Origin of the sequence: Streptomyces sp. NBC_00207 (assembly GCF_045160965.1) — a bacterium.
GTDB lineage: Bacteria > Actinomycetota > Actinomycetes > Streptomycetales > Streptomycetaceae > Streptomyces.
Map to the genome: position 1 here is coordinate 8005963 of NZ_CP130715.1, position 16894 is coordinate 8022856.

Below are 16894 nucleotides of genomic sequence, written 5' to 3' on the forward strand. Positions count from 1 at the left end.
CTGGTCCTCAGCGGGCGTAGGCGAGCGGCATGTCGCTGTGGTGGGGTGCGAACAGGTCGAGGATCCGGGTGCGGGCCGAGTCGAGCCGACGGGCGATGACTGCGGCGACAGCGGTCGATACGCAACGGCCCACGACGGCGTTTTCGTCGCAGAGCCTCCGTACGGCCTCCGCGTCGAATTCGAGCGCCCGAACGGGGTGGGTGGTGACGGCGCCGAGGTGCCAGGAGTAGGGAGGGACCATCCACGAACAGCCGAGGAGCCCTCCCGAACCGGGGGTGTCGACGACGGTGGCCTTGTGGCCGGGGACGTGCAGGTCGAGGTCGACGGTGCCGTTTTCGATGATCCAGAAGCGGTCGGCCCGCTGCCGCTCCTTGAAGATGCGGGTTCCGGCGGGGATGTCCACGCGGTGGGCGGGGGCTAGCAGGGCCCGGCGTGCTTCGGGTTCCATCTCGTCTAGGAGAGTGGTCATGGCGGTCATGGTGTGCCTCCAGCCGTTCCCCTTCAGGGTCGCGCCGGTCCCTTGGGGTGCGGGAGGGCCTCGCGGTGCATACCGCAGGGCCCATACGGCCCGGGTCAGCGGACCAGGACGGCTTCGCCGGATTTGGGTACGACGGCCGTCCATCCCAGCTCGTGGTCGATGCGGTCTCGGAGGGTCTCGGCGGCGGTCTCCTCGCCATGGACGAGGTAGGTGGTGTGTGGGGGCGGGGCGGAGCGCAGCCAGTCGATGATCTGGTCGGCGTCCGCGTGGGCGGAGAAGTGGGGTACGTCGGCCACCTCGGCGCGTACGGGAACGTACTCGCCGAACATCTTGAGGGTGCGGGCACCGTCGACGAGGTCACGCGCCCGGGTGCCGGCGGCCGCGAAGCCGACGATCACGACGGCGTTGCGGGGGTCGGGCAGCAGCCGGTGCAGGTGGTGCAGGACCCGGCCGCCGGTGGCCATGCCGGCGGAGGAGACGATGACCGCGGGGCCCGTGGTGCTGTTGATGTCGATGGACTCCTGGACGGTACGGGCGGCCAGGAAAGGCTCCGGGCTGAACACCGCCTCGCCCTGGCCCAGGATCTCGGGCCGCAGTTCGGGAGCGCGGGACCGCAGGGCGTCGCGGTACACGTCCAAGGCGGCCAGGGCCATGGGGCTGTCCACGTAGACGGGCACGTGGCGGGGTAGCGTGCCGTCACCGCGCAGCTCGGCCAGCTCGTGCAGGACGACCTCGGTCCGGTCGATCGCGAATGCCGGGATGACGACGGTTCCTCCTCGCGACAGCGTTCGGGTGATCACGGCAGCGAACTCGCGCCGTGCCGTCTCGTGGTCGTGGCGGCGGTCGCCGTAGGTGGACTCCATCAGCAGCACGTCGGCGCCGGTGAAGGGCTCCGGGGGCAGCAGCAGGGGGTGCCCGGGACGGCCGAGATCGCCACTGACGGCCAGGGTGTGGCCGTCCTCCAGCGTGAGGTGAGCCCAGGCTGAGCCGAGGATGTGTCCGCCGTGGTGCAGCCTCAGTTTCGTTCCGGCCATGATCTCGATCTCGCTGCCGACCTCGACCGGGTCGAAGAACTTCAACGTGTTCTCGACGTCCGAGTCGTCGTAGAGCGGCTTGGCGGGGCGATGCTTGGACCAGCCGTGACTGTTGGCGTGCTCGGCGGCCTCCATCTGGAGGCGGGCACTGTCGCGGAGCACGATCTCGGCGAGGCGGGCCGTTCCGGGGGTGCAGAGGATCGGACCACGGAAGCCGTGCCGGACCAGGCGCGGCAGATAGCCACAGTGGTCCAGGTGAGCATGGGTCACGACCACGGCGCGGAGGTCGGAGGCGTCGAAGCCGGGCTTGTCCCAGTTGCGACGGCGCAGGTCCGCGAAACCCTGGAAGAGCCCGCAGTCGACGAGGATACGGGCGTGGTCGCTCTCGACGAGGAACTTGCTGCCGGTGACCGTGCGTACCGCACCGAGCAACCGGAGGAGGGCAGGTCTGGGCGAGGCGGTAGCGGGGCGCGGGGCTGTCTCGGACATGACCCGCCCTCCCTTCGGTAAGGGGATCCGGTTCTCACCATTGCACCGCGTGTATGGGCCTACAGGGGGCCGACAGGCCCACGCAGGGGACCGACCGGCCCATGCGCGGGCCGTCGAGCCCGGGTCAGCCTGGCGGTGGAAACCTCCTTAACGTACGCAAGGGACGAGGGGAGCGTCGTGAAGACACTCGCCTTTCCAGGGGTGACGTGCCCGAGGTGAACCGGGTCAGGATCCTCAGGCACGGGACGTATCGGACTGGCACCCATCGTGACCGCCGGTCTCCACAGCCACGGCACACGCTGTCACGGTCCCGGCCACCCAGCCCCGACACCGAGAGGGCATGACGACGATGACTAGAACCCAGCACGGGCCGGGCGCCTCGGAGGCGCCGGCCGGACGCACTGACCTTGGGCGGCGGATCGCCTTGCGCCGTGAGGAACTCGGCCTCACCCGGGACGAACTGGGTGAGCGCTGCGGCGTTGACGGCGCGTACATCACCTACCTGGAGGAACACGCGGCAGCGCCGGCTATCGGCTCCCTGTTGCGACTAGCCGACGCACTGGGGACGACCGCCGCGGAACTCTCGGGCGCGACGACGGAATACCCGCCAGGCAGAGGAACAGCCGTGCTGGATGCCAAGCTGGTCGAGTTGTCCGAAGGCGAGTGCCGACGGCTGCTGTCCACGCACGGTGTGGGCAGGGTCGCTGTCTTCACGCCGGACGGTCCGGCGATATTCCCGGTCAACTACGTGGTGGCGGGCCGCGACATCGCATTCCGGACCTCGGGTGACGCGGTGCTCGCGCGGGCCGCCGGCTCCGAGGTGGCCTTCGAGGTCGACCACGTCGACGACGTCACGCGCCTGGGCTGGAGCGTTATGGCCGTCGGCGAGGCAGGAGGCGTCACCGACGAGGAGGAGCTGGGTCGGCTCGACGCCGTCGCGTACTCCCTGCCCTGGGCCGGCGGTCCGCGGACCCATTGGATGAAGGTCACTGCGATCCGGATCACCGGACGCAGGGTGATCAGGCAGTGAACCCGCTTCGAGCCGTCGTCCTGGACACCGACGGGGTCCTCCTCGACTCCGCCGCGCTGCATGCCCTTGCGTGGAAGTCCGCCTTCGACGGCTGCCTCGACGCCTGGGCGGCGGCCGGCACCGGCCGCCCGGCGCAGCCGCCCTTCGACGCAGAGCGGGAGTACCGGGCACTGGTGGACGGCAAACCCCGTCTCGACGGAGCTCTCGCCGTTCTGACCGCGCGCGGCATAGAGCTGCCGCGGGGTAACGCCACGGATCCGCCGGGGTGCGGCACGGCATGGGCGGTCGCCGCCCGAAAAGAGCACGCGTTCACGGCAGCGCTCGAGGACGGAGCGGTCGAGGTGTTCGACGAGGTCCGGCCCGCACTCGAAGCGCTGCGCGCCCAGGGGATGCTCTGCGCCGCCGTCTCCGCATCCAGACATGCACGCCCTTTGCTGGAGTCGGCCGCAATCGCCCCGCTCGTCGACGTGCTCGTGGACGGGGCGGATGCCGACCGAATGAACCTAGCGGGCAAGCCGGACCCCGCCCTGTTCCTCGAAGCGACACGCCGGATGCGTGTGGACCCCGTCGACGCGGCCGTGGTCGAAGACTCTCTGGCCGGGGTGGAGGCAGGCCGACGCGGGCGCTTCGGCCTGGTGATCGGCCTCGACCGGACCGGCGTCACGTCTGCCGCAGCGAACCTCCGGTCTCGCGGCGCGCATGTCGTGCTCCCTGACCTCACCGCCGTCGTGGACACCGTCGCCGGAGCGCAGCCGTGAACACCGCGTGGACCTGGACTTTCGACCGCTACGACCCGAAGACCGAGCAGGTGGTCGAAGCTCTGTGTACGCTCGGCAACGGCCGGTTCGCCACGCGCGGAGCCGCACCCGAATCACCTGCCGACGCGGTTCACTATCCCGGTACCTACGCGGCAGGCTGCTACAACTGGCTCCCTTCCCAGGTCGCGGGGAAGCAGGTCGGCAACGAGGACATGGTCAACCTCCCCGACTGGACCCGGGTGCGCTACCGCTGCCTGCCCGAGGACGGACCGGCGGGGGCGTGGCTCACTCCCGACGATCCGAGCCTGCGCCACCACCACGTCGTGCTGGACCTGCACGCGGGGACGCTCACCCGCCGCATGCTCTTCCAGGACGGCAACGGCCGCCGGCTCGGCGTCACCCACACCCGGCTGGTTCACATGGCGGACCCCCACCTCGCGGCCCAGCAGAGCACCTTCCGCGCGTTCGGATGGCGCGGAACCATCGAGATCCAGTCCGTTCTCGACGGTGACGTCACCAATGCCGGCGTCGCGCGGTACCGGGCCCTTGACGGACGTCACCTCACGGGCCACCGTGCCGGCGTCGGAGCGGACGGCATCGCTCGGCTCTCCTGCGAGACCACATCGTCCCGCATCCGCATCGGTATCGCGGTACGCACGTCCTCCCGGCCCCTGGCTGCCGTGAGTCTGAGCTGCACAGAGGCGGCGACGGCGCAGACCTTCCGGTTGCCGATCTCCCGTGGTCACCCAGTCGTCGTTCTCAAGTCCGCAGCCTTCTACAGCTCGTTGGACCGGCCTGCGGGCGATCCGCTCGCATCTGCGGTCGAACACGTCACGCGCGCACCAGGCTTCGCGACCGCGCTCGCCGGGCATATGGCAGCCTGGGAAAGCCTCTGGAGCCAAGGCGAAGTAAGGGTGCCCGGTGAGGCCGGTCGGATCCTGCGCCTCCACGCCTTCCACGTCCTGCAGACCCTCTCGCCGCACACGGCGGAGCTCGACGCCGGCGTACCCGCCAGAGGCCTGCACGGAGAGGCTTACCGGGGCCACGTCTTCTGGGACGAGCTGTTCGTCATGCCCTACCTCACCCTGCACTTTCCCGATGTCGCACGCGCCGTGCTCATGTACCGCCACCGACGCCTCCCCGCAGCCCTTGCCGCAGCACAGGCGGCTGGTAGACCGGGCGCGATGTTCCCGTGGCAGAGCGCCAGTTCAGGGCGAGAGGAGACGCAGACACTACACCTCAACCCACGCTCCGGCCGCTGGCTGCCGGACCACTCCCACCTCCAGCGCCATGTCGGTTCTGCCATAGCCTGGAACGCCTGGCGATACGCGCAGAGCACCGGTGACGCAGGGTTCCGGTACGGCCCCGGAGCCGAACTGCTCCTGAGTATCGCCCGCTACTGGGGAGCGGCCGCCGAGTACGACGCGGACCGGCAGCGCTACCGGATCCGCGGGATCATGGGCCCGGACGAGTACCACGACGCCTACCCCGGGGCGGCCACACCCGGAGTCGACGACAATGCCTACACGAACGTGACCGCCGCATGGGTGCTGGCCCGTGGACTCGAGCTGGCCGCAGAGCTGCCGCGGACACGCATGCGCCAGCTTGAGCAGCAACTCGGCCTCGATGCGGAGGTGCTGAACCGCTGGGAGGACGTCTCCCGCCATCTCTATGTCCCGTGGCACGGCAATGTCATCAGTCAGTTCGAGGGCTACGGAGATCTGGCCGAGCTGGACTGGGATGCGTACCGAAGGCGGTACACGGACATCCGCCGCCTCGACCGGATCCTGGAATCCGAAGGCGACACGGTCAACCGCTATCAGGCGTCGAAGCAGGCCGACACCCTCATGCTCGGCTACCTCTTCCGCCCCGACGAGCTGCACGACATCTTCGCCCGACTCGGCTACGAGCTCGACGATGACCTCTGGCACGCCACCGTCTCGTACTACTCACAGCGCACGAGTCACGGATCGACGCTCAGCAGCCTCGTCCACGGCTGGGTCCTGGCCCGCCACAAGGGCCCCGACGCCTGGCGGTACTGCGAAGAAGCCCTGCTCGGTGACGTGGTGGACATCCAGGGCGGCACGACCGGTGAAGGCATCCACCTCGGAGCCATGGCCGGCACTCTCGACCTCATCGAACGGGGCATCGTGGGGCTCGAGGTCGGCCCCGACGGACTGCGCATCGACCCCGTCCCGCTCCGGGAGGTGCCACGGTGCTCCTTCACCCTCGACTGCCTGGGTCACCATGGCATTCGCATCCGGTTCGTCCCCGGCAGGCTGGGTATCACTGTTCCCTTCTCCCCAACGGCCCCTCCCCTTCCGCTGTACCTGCCCGGTGGACGGGCCGCGTCCGTGGCCCCCGGTCGGCAGCGGTGGTTCCGCATGGAAATCGGCTGACCAGCGGATCCCGTTCAGCGGCTCCTGTCTCCGGGGACGGCCGATGTCGCTTCGAGGCGGTCCCTCACCTCCGAGGTCAGGGCCTCCAACCGTGGGGAACCTGTGGGCACAGGGCTCTCGGGGCGATGGATGAGGCGTGCTGCCTGCGGCAGGTCCGCGAGATCGGCCTCGAAGCGGGATCTGGCGTCGGCGAGGGCGTCGGGCGGGCCGGTCCGGCGGCCGTCCCGCATCACGGTCCGGAGCAGGGGCACCGTACCGTCGGGCGGTTGCTCGTCGATCAGACCGATCACATCTGCGCAGCCGGGGCCGCGGAACACCTGTTTGGGAGCCGGGGCTGTGACCTTCGCGGAGGACAGCTTCATCACAGGGCGTCCGTCGTACTGGACCAGCTTGTACGCCGCGTCCAAGTAGGGAGCATCGGCAGCGACGCCCACCCGGGTTCCGACAGCGAAGACGTCGATCGGTGCCCGAGTGCGCACGAGTTCGGCGACGGAGTATTCGTCCAGACCGCCGCTGGCGATGATGTGTACGTCGGTCAGCCCTGCCGCGTCGAGGAGTCGGCGTGAACGGTGCGCGAGTTCCCCCAGATCGCCGCTGTCGAGCCGGATCGCGCAGCCCGGGCCGCGCCGGAGATCGGCGAGAACGCGGCCGGCGGTCGCGACGCCGCGTTCGGTGTCGTAGGTGTCGACGAGGAACGTCAGCGGGCCCGGATGGGTGCGGGCGAAGGCCCGGAAGGCGTCCTCCTCGCTCGGGAAGCACTCGATGTACGAGTGGGCCATGGTGCCTGCGGCTGGGATGCCGTACCGGGTGGCGGCGGCAACATTGCTGGTCGCGGTGAAACCGACCATGGCGGAGAGTCGGGCGGCCTGCAGCCCGGCCTGGGGGCCGTGGTCGCGCCGCAGTGAGAAGTCCACCAGGGGTCGGCCTTGCGCGGCGATCACACAACGGGCCGCCTTCGAGGCGACCGCGGTCTGGTGGCAGATCTGGCCGAGCAGATATGTCTCGACGAGCTGGGCTTGGGGGAGCGGGGCGGTTACCTCCAGCAGGGGTTCCCCGGCGAACACGAGGTGCCCCTCCGGAATCGCGCGGACTACCCCGTCAAAGCGCAGGCCGAGCAGGCCGGACAGTTCGGCGGGCGGTCTGTGGAGCACGGCGGCGAAGTCGCGGACGTCATCCGTGCTCACCCGGAAGCGGGACAGGTAGTCCAGGCCCGGCTCCAGCCCGGCGGAGACGAGGAATCCCCGGCCGGGCGGCAGATCCCGGACGAACAGGCTGAAGGTGGCCGGGGCGCTCATACCCTCTCGCAGGTACGACATCGCCATCGTCACTTCGTAGAGGTCGGTGGTCGTCGTCTCGGACATACGTCCAGCCTGCACGGCCTGCGGCCTGTCGGGCATGAGCCCTTCGGGCCCCCGTTCGGCCCGCCATGGGCCGGTCGGCCCCTCCCCGGTACGGCCCGGTCGGCCCCTTGCAGCTGCACCTCTCGGCACTTCGGTGCCGCCACCTCCCGGTGTGATCGTGGAATCCGGATGCCGATACAGGCTCCGTTTCCGTGAGAGGTGGCCACGATGTAGCGCATCCGGATCCAGTCCCGCCAGAAGCAGCCCCACAAGCCCGCGCCGCTGGACCAGCGAACCCCGTCCGGCCGCCCGCTCCCGTATTGAGCCCGGAGGTCGTCATGGCAAGCACGCGGCGCGTCGTCCCGTTCGCGGAACTCGGCCGACAGGAGGTCGGCAGTGTCGGGGGCAAGAACGCCTCACTGGGTGAGATGACCGCCCACCTGGCCGATGCCTCGGTGCGAGTCCCCCCGGGGTTCGCAACGACGGCCGACGCGTACGGAGAGCTGCTTGACGGGCACGGACTGCGGGGGCGGATCGAGGAGCAGATCGCGTGGCTGCATGAAGGCACCGCGCTCGACGAGGTCGGGGCCGCGGTCCGGTCGATGATCCTCGCTGAGCCGCTGCCCCCAGGGCTGCGGTCCGAGATCGTCTCGGCCTACGAGCAGCTGGGACGCGACGAAGGCCGTGAGGATCCGGAGGTCGCCGTACGCAGCAGTGCCACCGCCGAGGACCTGCCGGAGGCGAGCTTTGCCGGCCAGCAGGAGACCTACCTGAACGTGCGCGGGACCGCCCAGCTGCTGGAGTCCGTGCATCGCTGCTACGCGTCCCTCTACACCGACCGAGCCATCGACTACCGGGAGCGGATGGGCTTCGACCACCTCCAGGTCGCCCTCTCCGTCGGTGTCCAGATCATGGTCCGGTCGGACCTGGCCGGTGCCGGGGTGATCTTCACCCTCGACCCGGAGAGCGGATTCCCCGAGGTCATCGTCATCAGCGCGGCGTTCGGACTGGGCGAGACGGTCGTCAGCGGGCAGGTCGACCCCGACGAGTACACCGTCTTCAAGCCGAGCCTGAAGGACCCGGAGCTGGACCCGCTGATCGACGTACGTGTCGGAGCGAAGCGGCGGAAGGCGGTTTACGCGGAACATGGACTGACGCGGACCGTCGACACCACCGCCGGGGAGCGCTCGCAGAGGGTCCTGACCGACGCCGAAGTACGGCTCCTCGCCGACTGGGCACTGACCGTCGAAGGGCACTACGGCTGTCCCATGGATCTGGAATGGGCCAAGGACGGCATCACCGGAGACCTGTGGATCGTGCAGGCCCGGCCCGAGACCGTGCAGTCCCGCCGCGCCGCCTCCACTCTGCGCCGCTGCCGCCTGACGGCCGTGCCCGGTACGCCTCTCGTGGACGGCATCGCCGTCGGTGAGGCCATCGGCAGCGGACCGGTCGTCGTCCTGGACTCGCCCGTCGACCTTGACCGCTTCCCGTCCGGCGGGGTGCTCGTCACCGGTATCACCGACCCGGACTGGGAACCGATCATGAAGCGGGCCTCCGCCATCGTCACCGACCACGGCGGCCGCACGTCCCACGCTGCGATCGTCAGCCGCGAACTCGGCGTCCCCGCCGTCGTCGGCACCAGCCGTGCGACCCACGTCCTGAACGACGGACAGACGGTGACCGTCTCCTGCGCCGAAGGCGGACGCGGCAGGGTCTACGAAGGGCTGCTCGCCTACGAGGAGACCGAGACAGATCTCGCGGACATCCCAGCCACCCGGACACACGTCATGCTCAACCTCGCCGACCCCTCCGCCGCCTTCCGGTGGTGGCGCCTGCCGGCCGATGGTGTCGGCCTGGCCCGGCTGGAGTTCATAGTGGCCCACCAGGTCAAGGTCCATCCCATGGCTCTGCTGCACCCCGAGCGCCTGGATCCCGCCGACCGCTGCGCCGTCGACCAGCTCACCGAGGGATGCCTCGACCGCACCCGTTACTTCACCGATCGCTTGGCGTACGGCATCGCCCGGATCGCCGCCTCCCGGTGGCCCGCCCCCGTTGTCGTACGGACCAGCGACTTCAAGACGAACGAGTATGCGCGCCTCGTCGGAGGCCGCCCGTTCGAGCCGGTCGAGGCCAACCCCATGATCGGCTGGCGGGGTGCGAGCCGTTACTACAGCGACGGATACCGGGAGGGCTTCGCCCTCGAATGCCGGGCACTGCGCCGGGTCCGCGACGAAATGGGCCTGACCAACGTCATCGTCATGATCCCCTTCTGCCGCAGCCTCGAAGAGGCCGACCGGGTGCTGGGCGTCATGGCCGAGGAAGGCCTCAGGCGTGGGGAGAACGGGCTGAAGGTCTACGTCATGGCGGAGATCCCCGCCAACGTCATCCTGGCCCAGGACTTCGCCGAACGCTTCGACGGTTTCTCCATCGGCAGCAACGACCTCACCCAGCTCACCCTGGGGGTCGACCGCGACTCCGAAGCTCTCGCTCACGTCTTCGACGAGACCAATGCGGCGGTCACCCGGAGCATCGAGATCCTCGTCCCCCGTGCCCAGGCCGCGGGCCGCCCCGTCGGTCTCTGCGGCCAGCGCCCCAGCGACGACCCCGCCTTCACCGAGTTCCTGGTCAAGGCAGGCATCGACTCCATCTCCGTTGCCCCGGACAGCTTCGCCGCGGTCAAACAGCACGTGGCCGCCGCCGAACCGGTCCGGAACGGGGAGGGCCGAACGGCCCCATCACGGACCCGATGGTCCCAAGCGGAGCAGCCGTCCGCCTCGTGAAAGTGGAGGAGGACAACGCTTGAAGGCGCTGATCGGGCGCCGGAACGGAGCACACCATGTCAGGAACGCACCTGGAGCGCAGGCGCAGCCCGTTCCCCGATTTCAGGGACTGGTTCGGCACCGAATTCCCACGGTTCCCGCTGTGGCGGTCGTCGTTCGATACCTTCCCGATCCCGATCGAGGTGACCAACAAGGAGGGTCGGTACACGCTGCGCGCCGAACTTCCCGGGATGGACCCCGACAAGGACATCCAGATCACGGTTGAGGGGGACACCCTCACCGTCAGCGCCGAGCACACCGAGAGCAAGGAGGAGAAGGATCACTCGGAGTTCCGCTACGGCTCCTTCCAGAGAGTCGTGCGCCTGCCCGGGCCGATCCCCTCCGACGAAGTCGAGGCAGCGTACGAGGACGGCATCCTCACCGTGCGCGTGCCCATGCCGGACTCGCCCGAGGAGTCCAAGCGGAGCATCCCCGTCAAGCGCACCACGGCGGACGGCAAGGGAGAGTCGTCATGACGTCCAAGCGCGTCCTGGTCGCCTACGGCACCAAGCACGGTGCGACCGCCGGAATCGCGTCCGAGATCGGCAGGACCCTGCGTGAGGACGGCCTCGACGCCGTCGTGGTCCCCGCCGACGACGTGGACGACGTACGCGGGTACGACGCCGTGGTGCTCGGCGGCGCCCTGTACGCCGGGCACTGGAGCGGCAAGGCCAAGCGCTGCGCCGAACGCAACGAGCACTACCTCCAGCACCGCCCGGTCTACCTGTTCAGCAGCGGCCCCGTAGACAGTTCCGCCGAGCAGCACGACATCGCGCCGGTGCCGGCGGTGGCCCGGGAGATGGAGCGCCTCGGCGCGCGCGAGCACATCACCTTCGGCGGCAGCATCACCGGCAGTACGCCCGGCTTCATCGCCCGGGCCATGGTCCGCGCGGGCAAGGGAGGAGACTTCCGCAATCCCGAGCGGATCCGGACGTGGGCCCACCACATCAGCGCCGAGCTCGCCGCTCCCCACTGAGCGGCCGGGCAGTACCAGAGCGCGGAGGTGCACGATGTCCGAGCCCGGCACGCCCGGAGACGGGCCCACCCGATCGCGCCCGGCGACGGCCGACCGCGTGCGTCGGCTGTTCGGCGGACATCCGAACGAGCTGCGTCGTCCGGCCGACCGGACCCGGCGCCGCTGGAACATCGCCTTCGTGCTCTCCTTCCTGATCGCCCTGTCTTGCGGCGTCGTCGTCACGACGGCCGTCTGGGATGCCGAAAGCCGCACTGCCCGGGAAGCGGCCCGCCACCGGCACCGGATCGAGGCGACGACGGTCGGCGCCGTGGAGCGCGCGGTCTCCAACCGCTCCGGCGGCACCTCCCGGACGGTTGCTCCGGCCGTGTGGGAGTACCCGGCCGCTCACCAGCACTCCGACACGATCTCCGTCCCGTTCGGCACTCCGGCAGGCCGGACGGTCACGATCTGGGTCGATGACGCGGGCAGGGAGGCGCAGGCGCCGTCGGCCGAAGCCCGACGCGTCCTCACGGCCGCAGTCGCGGGAGTCGGATCCTTCAGCCTGCTCGCCCTCGCCACAGGGGCAGTGGTCCGCCTTCGTCTGCTCCACGTCGAGACCCGCAGCCTGGCCCAGTGGGAACACGAGTGGGAGGCAGTGGAGCCACGCTGGTCCGGCAGGCTGCCGCGCGAACAGGGACCTGGCGATGACTGAGGCAGCCACCCGGCCCCCATCCCCGGTCAACGGGCTGCCCCTGAGCCCTGACCCGCTCGAACCGTTGCCGCTCCTCAGGCGCGAACTCGGCACCGGGCCCAGTGGACTCTCCGCGCGCGAGGCGGCCCGCCGCCTCGCCGTCTACGGTCCCAACGAGGTCCGCCGCAAGGCCCGTACCTCCCTGGGGCGCGAACTCGTCCGCCAGCTCGTCCACCCGCTGGCCATGCTGCTCTGGGCGGCTGCCGTACTGGCCTTCGTGGCGGACATAGCAGTCCTCGGCTGGGCCATCATCGCCGTGGTCATCGTCAACGCCGCCTTCGCGCTCCTGCAGGAGCGCCAAGCGGAGCAGGCCGTGGAGACCCTGGCCCGGTATCTGCCCGAGCACGCGTGGGTGATCCGCGACGGCCGGCCGTCGGCTGTCGAGTCGCGCGAGCTCGTGCCGGGCGATCTCATCGTCCTTGACGAGGGCGCCAAGGTCCCCGCCGACGCCCGCCTGACCGACGGGGGCATTGAGGTCGATCTGTCGATGCTGACAGGGGAGTCCGCCCCCGCCGAACGCGTCGCCGGCCCTGGTCTCGCAGGGGCTCCGCTGCTCCAGGAGCCGAACCTCGTCTTCAGCGGTACCGCCTGCACCGAGGGCCAGGCCCAGGCGATCGTGTTCGCCACGGGCGACCACACCGAACTCGGACGGATCGCCGCACTCAGCCAGCGTACCCAGCGCGACCCCAGCCCCTTGGAGCGGCAGGTCAAGAAGGTCGCCTGGCTGATCGCCGCCGTCGCGGTCGCCATGGGCGCGGTGTTCCTCGTGGCAGGCGTAGCGGTAGGACTCCCGCTGACCGACTCGCTGATCTTCGCCATCGGCCTGCTGGTCGCCAACGTGCCAGAGGGCCTGCTGCCGATCATCACCCTCGCCCTCGCCGTCGGGGTACGGGCCCTCGCCCGCCAGGGGGCTGTGGTCAAGCGGCTGAGCGCCGTGGAAACTCTCGGGTCCACCAACGTCATCTGCACCGACAAGACCGGCACCCTCACCCGGAACCGCATGCGGCTCCAGACCGTGTGGACACCTGAACACGGTACGAGCACCGGTCCCTGGACGGGCGAACTCGCCCGGACAGGTGCCCTGTGCACCACGGTCACGCGGGATGCCGAGGGCCACCTGCACGGCGACCCGACCGAGATCGCACTGGTTGAAGGAGCCGGCGCCCACGGCGCCCCCATAGACCTCGACAGCAGGGACGCCGGCCGCCGGGTCCTCTTCCGTTTCGACCCGCGATTGCGCCTCATGTCCGTCGTGCAGGAGGCGGAACCCGACGGCGCCCACGTCATCGTCAAAGGCGCGCCGGAGGCGGTGGTGGGCGCCCTTGACGGCGGGGACCCCACTGCCGCGCTCGCCGCCGCGGACCGGCTCGCCCACGACGGCATGCGTGTCCTGGCCGTCGCCGTGCGCGACCTGCCGAAGGGGGCCGCGACACCGGTGCGGCGCCACGATGCGGAGAGCGGTCTGCGCCTTCTGGGGCTCGTCGGCCTGTACGACCCTCCGCGGCCCGAGGTCGCGGAAGCCGTCCGCCGCTGTCACGACGCGGGCGTCCGGGTCCACATCGTCACCGGTGACAATGGCGCTACCGCGGCCGCCGTCGCACGTGAGGTCGGGATCGGAGTACCGCGCCTCGCGGTCGTGGCCCAGTCCGAGACGGTGGGCGACCAAGAACTCGACCAGCTCCTGGCGCACGGCGACGCCGAGGTCGTCTTCGCCCGCTCCTCACCGGAGACCAAGCTGCACGTGGCCGACACCCTGCGCGCCCACGGGCAGATCGTGGCCATGACCGGCGACGGCGTCAACGACGCCCCCGCACTTCACCGTGCGCACATCGGTGTCGCGATGGGCCGGTCCGGCACGGACGTGGCACGCGAAGCGTCCACGATGGTGCTGACCGACGACAACTTCGCCACCATCGTCGCCGCCATCGAATCCGGGCGCCGCGTCTACGACAACGTCCGCAAGTTCATCGTCTACATCTTCGCCCACGCCACCCCCGAGGTCGTTCCCTTCCTGGTGTTCGCACTCTCGGCCGGCACCATCCCCCTGCCGCTGACCGTCCTGCAGATCCTCGCCATCGACCGCGGCACCGAGACCCTCCCCGCCCTCGCTCTCGGCCGGGAACGGGCCGAGCCGGGCGTCATGAGCCGTCCGCCGCGACCGAGCTCGCAGGGGGTCATCTCCCGCGACATGCTCATCCGGAGCTGGGGATGGCTCGGCACGGTGTCCGCCGCCCTGGTCATGACCGCGTTCTTCTACGTGCTGTGGCGGGCGGGCTGGCACCCCGGCGACCCCACCGGCCCCGGCACACCCCTCCACCACGCCTACGTCACCGCGACCACCGCCACGTTCGCCGGCATCGTCACCTGCCAGGTCGGCACGGCGATGGCCGCACGCACCGACCACGCTGCTCTGCGCGAGATCGGCCTGTTCACCAACCACCTGCTCCTCGCGGGCATCGCCTTCGAGCTGGTCTTCACCGCGGCGCTCGTCTACGCGCCGCCGCTGCAAGACCTGTTCGGTACCGCAGCCCTCTCCCTCGATGTCGTCGCGCTCATCGCCGCCTTCCCGGTCCTCGTGTGGGGCACCGACGAACTCCGGCGCTGGGCCCGGCGTACTCGCCGGAGCACGAACGTCTGAACCTGTCCGGAGGCTCCCATGTCACACACAGCCGAATGGAAGGTCCGTCTCTACCTCTTCGAGGAGGACCACACGACGAAAGCACGCCTGGAACTCGACACGGGAACGAACAGGCTCACGGGGCACGGCACCGCCCGCTGCGCACCCCAGGACAACGACGTCCCGGAGATCGGCGACGAACTCGCGGTCGCTCGCGCCATGGAGGATCTCGCCCTCCAGATGAAGCGAGCCGCCTACGGCGACATGCAGGCTGCCGGAGCTCCGTCCCTGCGGGAGTCCCTCAAGCCGTACAGCGGGTGGCTGGACACCACAACGTGAACACGAAGGAGGCTCGACCGGGACCTTTGGCCCCCATGAAGGTCCTGAGCGGCCCTCTTCCCGGAGGGGCCTGCGGTGTCACCGTGAAGTCAGACCCTCAGGAGCCCTGGGCGAGGAGGAATCATGAAGCACACCGTCAGCGGTTCCGAACTCGGCTCCGTCGTCGTCGGCGTCGACGGCTCCGAGCCCGCCCGTCAGGCCGCGCTCTGGGCAGCGGGAGAGGCCGAACGCCGCGGGCGTCCGCTGCACATCGTCTACGGCGCAGACACGGACGGCCGGGCACTCTACGTATCCGTCGAGACCATCGAGCGCGTCCGCGTCGCCGGCCGCGAACTGCTCGACGAAACCGCTGCTGCGGTCAAGAAGCAGCACCCCGGCCTGGTCGCCTCCACGGAATTCGGCCGTGGCGACCCCGTGGCCAGCCTGCACCGGGCCGCTGGTCGTCGCGGCACCATAGTGGTCGGCAATCGGGGTCTGGGCGGATTCAACTCCCTCTTGCTCGGATCCGTGGGCCTGAAGGTGGCGGCCGGCGCGAAGACGCCCGTCATCATCGTCAGGGGAACCGAGAGCGGCGCCGAGAGCGGGACGGTACTCGCCGGGGTCCGTGACGAGCGAGATCTGGACTGTGTGCGCTACGCGGCGCGCGAGGCCGAGCTCCGCAAGGCCGAGCTGCGGCTGCTGCAGGTGTGGAACGTGCTCCAGTCCGTCGGCGACGTGGTGACCATGATGGACGACATCAAGGAGATCGCCGACGAGTACGTCCGGCACCTGACCGCGGTGACGGAGCGAATCCGGCGGGAATTCCCGGACCTCACCGTGCGGGCGGACGCCGAGAAGAGCGCGTCCGTCGCCGGCGTCCTCGTCGAGGCTTCCCGACACGCCGACCTGCTGGTCATGGGTGGACGGCGGGCGTCCGCGTACCTGGGGCCCACCCTCGGGCGGTACACCCACAGCCTCGTACACCACTCGCACTGCCCCGTGCTGCTCATCCCGCGCCACACGGACGAGCACGGGAGTGGATCGTGATGGCCACCGCCGAACGCCGCGAGATCGTCGTAGGCATCGACCCGGCCAGGGACTGGCACTTGCCCCTTGCCTGGGCGTCGGACGAGGCCCACCACCGTGGGATCGGGCTCCGACTCGTCGTGGCCGTGCCTCCGCCGCACCGTACGCGGCAGGTTGATGACACCCCCCGCGCGACGGCTCTGCGCCAGGCGGGCTCTGAAGCCCTCGCGGCAGGTCACGAGTGGGCGCGGGAACGACACCTGGGGCTCGACGTGGCCACCGATCTGATCGAAGGATTCCCCGTTACCGCCATCGGACGCCTGTCTCGCCACGCCCGCCTGCTCGTGCTCGGATCCCGTCACCTGAGCCGGTCGGCGGAACTCTTCAGCGCCGGTTCCACGGTGGTCCCGGTCACGGCCCAGGCGCACTGCCCTGTCGTCGTGGTGGGAAACCCCGAGCACACCACCCAGGAGCCCTACCTGGTCGTCGGCATCGACGGCAGTGAGTCCTCGAACGCGGCGCTGGCGCTTGCCTTCGAGGAAGCCGACCTGCGCGGTGCCGCGCTGCGCGCCATCGCTGTGTGGCAGCCACCGGTCTTCCTGCTCCACGACGAGGAGGTCGCACTGCAGGCTCAGCGGCGGATGCTGTCCGAGGCCACGGCCGGCTGGTCTCAGAAATACCCGGACGTGGTGCTCTCCCACGAGATCCCGATCGGGCACCCGGTGGAAGAGCTCGCGGAGGCCGGCGAGCACGCCTTGGCCGTGGTGGTGGGCCGCCGCGGACGAGGAGGCTACTCCGGCATGCGCCTGGGTTCCGTCGTCCACGGACTGCTGCACCGGGCCTTCTGCCCGGTGATCACGGTTCCGGCCGAATAGGACCG

Annotated in this window: 14 protein-coding genes; 11 read left to right on the forward strand and 3 right to left on the reverse strand. The window is 70.1% G+C overall.

Going from position 1 to position 16894, the window contains the following annotated elements:
• Positions 1-7: 7 nt before the first annotated feature.
• Positions 8-469: a Crp/Fnr family transcriptional regulator gene (locus tag OG472_RS37075; RefSeq protein WP_405833360.1), complete on the reverse strand. Its 462-nt coding sequence runs from the start codon at positions 467-469 to the stop codon at positions 8-10.
• 104 nt (positions 470-573) lie between these two features.
• Positions 574-2001, reverse strand: a complete 1428-nt coding sequence (locus tag OG472_RS37080) for an MBL fold metallo-hydrolase RNA specificity domain-containing protein (RefSeq protein WP_405942576.1) — start codon at positions 1999-2001, stop codon at positions 574-576.
• A 340-nt stretch (positions 2002-2341) separates the two neighbouring features.
• Between OG472_RS37080 and OG472_RS37085 the strand changes: the two genes are divergently transcribed.
• From OG472_RS37085 to OG472_RS37095, 3 genes are read left to right on the forward strand one after another with little or no spacing between them, the layout of a single operon-like run.
• Positions 2342-3031, forward strand: coding sequence for a helix-turn-helix domain-containing protein (locus OG472_RS37085; RefSeq protein ID WP_405833364.1), 690 nt, complete (start codon positions 2342-2344; stop codon positions 3029-3031).
• Positions 3028-3789, forward strand: a complete 762-nt coding sequence (locus OG472_RS37090; protein WP_405833366.1) for an HAD family hydrolase — start codon at positions 3028-3030, stop codon at positions 3787-3789. The genes OG472_RS37085 and OG472_RS37090 overlap by 4 nt, the downstream gene beginning before the upstream one ends.
• Entirely contained in the window at positions 3786-6188 is a 2403-nt protein-coding gene (locus tag OG472_RS37095) for a glycoside hydrolase family 65 protein (protein WP_405833368.1), read from the forward strand. The genes OG472_RS37090 and OG472_RS37095 overlap by 4 nt, the downstream gene beginning before the upstream one ends.
• A gap of 14 nt (positions 6189-6202) precedes the next feature.
• Here the strand turns inward: OG472_RS37095 and OG472_RS37100 are convergent, their stop codons facing one another.
• Entirely contained in the window at positions 6203-7549 is a 1347-nt protein-coding gene (locus OG472_RS37100) for a nicotinate phosphoribosyltransferase (RefSeq protein WP_405942577.1), read from the reverse strand.
• A gap of 317 nt (positions 7550-7866) precedes the next feature.
• On the opposite strand from OG472_RS37100, the gene ppsA reads away from it, so the two are divergent.
• From ppsA to OG472_RS37140, 8 genes are all read left to right on the forward strand, one after another.
• On the forward strand, positions 7867-10308 hold the full coding sequence (gene ppsA, locus OG472_RS37105; protein WP_405833372.1) for a phosphoenolpyruvate synthase: 2442 nt from the start codon (positions 7867-7869) through the stop codon (positions 10306-10308).
• Between the two features lie 56 nt (positions 10309-10364).
• A complete protein-coding gene (locus OG472_RS37110; protein WP_405942578.1) occupies positions 10365-10823 on the forward strand; it encodes an Hsp20/alpha crystallin family protein in 459 nt (152 codons plus the stop codon).
• Positions 10820-11323, forward strand: a complete 504-nt coding sequence (locus tag OG472_RS37115) for a flavodoxin domain-containing protein (protein ID WP_405942579.1) — start codon at positions 10820-10822, stop codon at positions 11321-11323. The genes OG472_RS37110 and OG472_RS37115 overlap by 4 nt, the downstream gene beginning before the upstream one ends.
• 34 nt (positions 11324-11357) lie before the next feature.
• Positions 11358-12014: a hypothetical protein gene (locus OG472_RS37120; protein WP_405942580.1), complete on the forward strand. Its 657-nt coding sequence runs from the start codon at positions 11358-11360 to the stop codon at positions 12012-12014.
• A complete protein-coding gene (locus tag OG472_RS37125) occupies positions 12007-14691 on the forward strand; it encodes a cation-translocating P-type ATPase (RefSeq protein ID WP_405942581.1) in 2685 nt (894 codons plus the stop codon). The genes OG472_RS37120 and OG472_RS37125 overlap by 8 nt, the downstream gene beginning before the upstream one ends.
• A gap of 18 nt (positions 14692-14709) precedes the next feature.
• Entirely contained in the window at positions 14710-15009 is a 300-nt protein-coding gene (locus OG472_RS37130; RefSeq protein WP_405942582.1) for a DUF1876 domain-containing protein, read from the forward strand.
• A 123-nt stretch (positions 15010-15132) separates the two neighbouring features.
• On the forward strand, positions 15133-16035 hold the full coding sequence (locus tag OG472_RS37135; RefSeq protein ID WP_405833383.1) for a universal stress protein: 903 nt from the start codon (positions 15133-15135) through the stop codon (positions 16033-16035).
• Positions 16032-16889: a universal stress protein gene (locus tag OG472_RS37140; RefSeq protein WP_405833385.1), complete on the forward strand. Its 858-nt coding sequence runs from the start codon at positions 16032-16034 to the stop codon at positions 16887-16889. The genes OG472_RS37135 and OG472_RS37140 overlap by 4 nt, the downstream gene beginning before the upstream one ends.
• Positions 16890-16894 lie beyond the last annotated feature (5 nt).

What these genes read in the sequence shown, in the direction of transcription:
- OG472_RS37100 (WP_405942577.1), bottom strand. Translation starts at nt 7,549, where the DNA reads ATGTCCGAGACGACGACCACCGACCTCTACGAAGTGACGATGGCGATG.
- OG472_RS37110 (WP_405942578.1), top strand. Translation starts at nt 10,365, where the DNA reads ATGTCAGGAACGCACCTGGAGCGCAGGCGCAGCCCGTTCCCCGATTTC.
- OG472_RS37120 (WP_405942580.1), top strand. Translation starts at nt 11,358, where the DNA reads ATGTCCGAGCCCGGCACGCCCGGAGACGGGCCCACCCGATCGCGCCCG.
- OG472_RS37125 (WP_405942581.1), top strand. Translation starts at nt 12,007, where the DNA reads ATGACTGAGGCAGCCACCCGGCCCCCATCCCCGGTCAACGGGCTGCCC.
- OG472_RS37080 (WP_405942576.1), bottom strand. Translation starts at nt 2,001, where the DNA reads ATGTCCGAGACAGCCCCGCGCCCCGCTACCGCCTCGCCCAGACCTGCC.
- OG472_RS37135 (WP_405833383.1), top strand. Translation starts at nt 15,133, where the DNA reads ATGAAGCACACCGTCAGCGGTTCCGAACTCGGCTCCGTCGTCGTCGGC.
- OG472_RS37130 (WP_405942582.1), top strand. Translation starts at nt 14,710, where the DNA reads ATGTCACACACAGCCGAATGGAAGGTCCGTCTCTACCTCTTCGAGGAG.
- OG472_RS37085 (WP_405833364.1), top strand. Translation starts at nt 2,342, where the DNA reads ATGACGACGATGACTAGAACCCAGCACGGGCCGGGCGCCTCGGAGGCG.
- OG472_RS37115 (WP_405942579.1), top strand. Translation starts at nt 10,820, where the DNA reads ATGACGTCCAAGCGCGTCCTGGTCGCCTACGGCACCAAGCACGGTGCG.
- OG472_RS37075 (WP_405833360.1), bottom strand. Translation starts at nt 469, where the DNA reads ATGACCACTCTCCTAGACGAGATGGAACCCGAAGCACGCCGGGCCCTG.
- ppsA (WP_405833372.1), top strand. Translation starts at nt 7,867, where the DNA reads ATGGCAAGCACGCGGCGCGTCGTCCCGTTCGCGGAACTCGGCCGACAG.